Below are 3579 nucleotides of genomic sequence, written 5' to 3' on the forward strand. Positions count from 1 at the left end.
GTAAAAAGTTTCGGCAATCACTTATTAGAGCTGATTAGAAAAATAATTGAAAAGGAAGAAAGGTCGGATGCTGTTTTTCCAAGTCTAAAGGGTACTTTCAGCGATTTTTTACTCAGGTCTTGACTTTTTTGATGAAGTAAAAAGTGATATAAAAAAGCCTTTTTTACCAATTTGGTCGACAGATGCTCGTTTTTTCTTTTTTGCCTAACTCTAGCCACGGTGCTGAATCTATATGTTATACAACAGTGCATACGTTAGCGGTAGAACAATGCTTTTTTCTTATTTTTTTCTTCCAAATAAAGAAAAATGTACATAACGCCAAGGTCGCTTTTTTAGATCAAAAATTAATTTGTTCAAATTCTCTACACCATAATTAATATTATGATAAAATGATGGATCATGCATAAATAACCCAAGCGTTCCAGCATCGCTAGAAGTGGTTCGTATTAATTTTTCTACATCTTTGAGCATATTGTTAATCCTACAGGAGATCTCTTGAACAGGAATTGACCTTACTTCCAAAATTAGGTCATGCATAACAGGGAGCATAGCCGGTATACCTATTTTTGAATCCGCCAATGGAGAAGAAATAGCAATGATATGTTTGGCAATGGTGCCTATGTTTTGCTCGAGCCCTTTGACCGCAGTTTTTAAGGTATAACTTGTTTTTTCAAGGTTAACTAGAATGGCATTAACACCTTCAGTAGTCTTGATAAGATTCTGGGTCACAGTGGCTACCTGTGCCGTCATTGCCTTAATATCAATATCATTAAAATCTGGGTGAAATTGGCCCGTGATAATATCATTTCTAGTGATGAGATTTCCTTTATTCAACTCAATTTCCAAAGCATTTCCTTCCATCATACCTGCATTATTCAACATAACCTTACTAGTGTGGGTCAGCGGAAATTGTTTATCTAGCTGAATGGTAACCAATGTACCATAATTTTGCTTAGGCTTGATTTCTACTTTTGTAACCATGCCTACTACGTGGCCTTTTAGTTTGACAGGAGCAGAAACACACAAGTTTTTGTTTACAGGATAAAAAATTTGATAGTCATTATATTTAGAAAATATATTGTGACCTTTAAGGAATAAAAAACCATAATATAAAATTCCCAACGAGGATAGGGTCAATAAGCCTATCATATAGTTCTTATTTTTTATTTGCATGTTGGTCCGTTTTGTATGTTTCAATAGAGGTTACTGATATAAAATAAAAAAACCATTCTATGGTTCACAATTTACAAAATAACTTAATATACCTGCAGCTAATAGTTATTTATTTTTTAATGGCTAATCATTAGTATAGTTCTCGTAACTAGGTTTAGCTTGAAGCACTAGACAATAGGCTAAGGTATCCAATAAGCGGAATGCAGTATTATATGATTATAAATTGTCTTAAAAATGAATAAAAAAGTTCATTTTTTCTTTTCAAATCAGGCTCAGAGAGGTAAGACATTACGCTTAGATAAGCGTCTAACGGCGGATTGGGTATAGCCTATGAGGTTAATGGCTACAGGTATTTGTCCAAATAGTTTTTTACTAGCATTTTTAAAAGCTGAGGTAAGTGCGGTTGCCATAAAACAATCAGGTGGTTTTTGATTCGTGTTATTCAACAGATTACGTGCAGTGAGAAACTGTTGGACCCCTAATGCGGTAAGCTTTGCCACATCTATGACTTCAATCTTTTTTTCATAACGTGTGTTTAAAATTTTTTTTAGTACTTTTTTCAAAAATATATAATGGGTACAGGCTGGAATCAATGCATCTAAATGGGGCGCAATAATTTGGTTGAGATAATGATCTAATAACAGGTGGTCCACCTTACCACCATTAAAACAAGCTTCTACCATAGGAACCAGTAGGGGAGTAGCTAACGCACTAAGCTTGATGCCGGCTGTTTGAAATCGTTCTGGATAGATGCCATGTGCTACGGTATAATTTGTGCCTATAAGCCCTATATATTTATAATGAGTTGCTGAATGGATGTAGTTGATTACTGGATCAATAACGTTAATCGTATCGATTGCTTGCCCTATCTTTTTAAGATAAGATGGCAAAAAATGATCTGCAGCAGCGGTGGCAGTGTTACAAGCAATTACCAAGAGTTTATAGCGTTTGCTTAAACAAAAGTTAACCACTTGCCTGATATAGCCACATAGTGCTATGGATGACTTTTCACCATAAGGCAAGTTTTTAGTATCGGCAATGTAATGGATGGATTCATTTGGTAACAATGCTTGGATTGCTTGAGCAATCGCCAAACCACCTACACCACTGTCATAAATGGCAATCGGAGCATCGTCATGGGTATAGGACAACACAATAGAAAAGATGGCTATTAGGGCTTAATATGAACAAGCAAGTAGTCTAAATAAAACTAGACAACTAATGTGGGCCCACCAGGACTTGAACCTGGGACCTGCTGATTATGAGTCAGATGCTCTAACCGACTGAGCTATGGGCCCTTGTAAAAAACCTACTGCTGTAGGAAAATTTTGTCGATAAGTAAACAATACCTCACAATGTTACGTTTTTTTTTCTAAAAAACCAGCGACTATCTTCTAGTTTATATAGATTTTCATCTATTAGCTTTGCAAAAGAGAAATGTTACAAGCGAAAAGCCTATCTTTGTATGCAGCTTGTTTTTTTTAGACTTAAAATTTAATTTTAGTTTCGTTGCAAGTTATCTTTTTTGATTTTGCCCCATGCAATTTAAACATTTTCCATTTACTTATGCGTTATTTTACATGCTTGTTATCACCCTTAGTCAAGTCATTGTTAGTTATTCCATTGTGTTTGTTGGGCTCGTCTTGTCCTGATAAATCTGAAGAAAGGGAAGATAGGAAAAATCATCCCATTTGGTCAGAGGTTAATGATTCAGAAGATAAATTGAATGAAGATCATTGTATTATTACTAAGTTAGGTTTAAGTAGGTTGCGTTTTCATGTTGCCAAGCATCAGGCATGTTTTCATGCAGCAGATTGTTATCCAACATCTGAAAAAAATATTCTCGATACCAATAAAGAACAAATTAACTGGATTTTAACGCCTAACTTTTATGGTTGTTTGACACTAGAAAAATTTCCTAAAACTAGCCAAATAGGTATGAAGTCCAGGGCCTATGATGATCAGGAGGGTGGTATACCGCCATCATTTTTAGAAGAATGGTTAGCTATAGATCCTATTGATTATAAAGAGGCTATATTGATTGTTTCTACAGGAGTAGAGGGTAAATTAGGTGTAAGAGAATTATTAAAACGAAACTTAAAAAATAAAAAAGAAAAAGGTGAAATCCAAGATTATAAAATTCTAAGATCTAAATATGCTGCAACGTATCATAATCAGTGCGTTAAAGAGGGAAAAAGGGTTTTTACTTTTATACATACGGGTTGTTAGTTGCTTTTGTACGATTTGCCTAAAGAGATGTATCTGTTCATGACACTGGTAAAAAATGAATTTTTATTGTTACTTTTTTCTTGATAAAAAAGTAACCAAAAAATCAAGCCCTGTGCGAAAAACTGCTGAAAGCTCAGTTTACAGCAGGAAAAACAGAAATCGCCCGCTGCGCGGGCT

3 protein-coding genes and 1 tRNA gene are annotated in these 3579 nt (G+C 34.8%); 1 reads left to right on the top strand and 3 read right to left on the bottom strand.

Annotated features, from left to right (window positions below):
• Positions 1-279: 279 nt before the first annotated feature.
• From MUW74_RS02260 to MUW74_RS02270, 3 genes are all read right to left on the bottom strand, one after another.
• Positions 280-1197 (bottom strand): MlaD family protein, encoded by a 918-nt coding sequence (locus MUW74_RS02260; RefSeq protein ID WP_243553045.1) that lies wholly within the window; start codon positions 1195-1197, stop codon positions 280-282.
• A 248-nt stretch (positions 1198-1445) separates the two neighbouring features.
• Positions 1446-2327, bottom strand: a complete 882-nt coding sequence (gene murI / locus MUW74_RS02265; RefSeq protein ID WP_243518490.1) for a glutamate racemase — start codon at positions 2325-2327, stop codon at positions 1446-1448.
• 70 nt (positions 2328-2397) lie between these two features.
• A tRNA-Ile gene (locus MUW74_RS02270) sits at positions 2398-2471 on the bottom strand.
• A 268-nt stretch (positions 2472-2739) separates the two neighbouring features.
• On the opposite strand from MUW74_RS02270, the gene MUW74_RS02275 reads away from it, so the two are divergent.
• Complete coding sequence (locus MUW74_RS02275) at positions 2740-3402, top strand: hypothetical protein (protein ID WP_243518493.1); 663 nt, start codon at positions 2740-2742, stop codon at positions 3400-3402.
• The last annotated feature ends 177 nt before the right edge of the window (positions 3403-3579 follow it).

Origin of the sequence: Candidatus Cardinium sp. cBcalN2 (assembly GCF_022810445.1) — a bacterium.
In the GTDB taxonomy this organism is placed as follows: domain Bacteria; phylum Bacteroidota; class Bacteroidia; order Cytophagales; family Amoebophilaceae; genus Cardinium.

Bases quoted from the DNA above. Each gene is read 5' to 3' on its own strand.
- MUW74_RS02275 (WP_243518493.1), top strand. From the start codon at position 2,740: ATGCGTTATTTTACATGCTTGTTATCACCCTTAGTCAAGTCATTGTTA.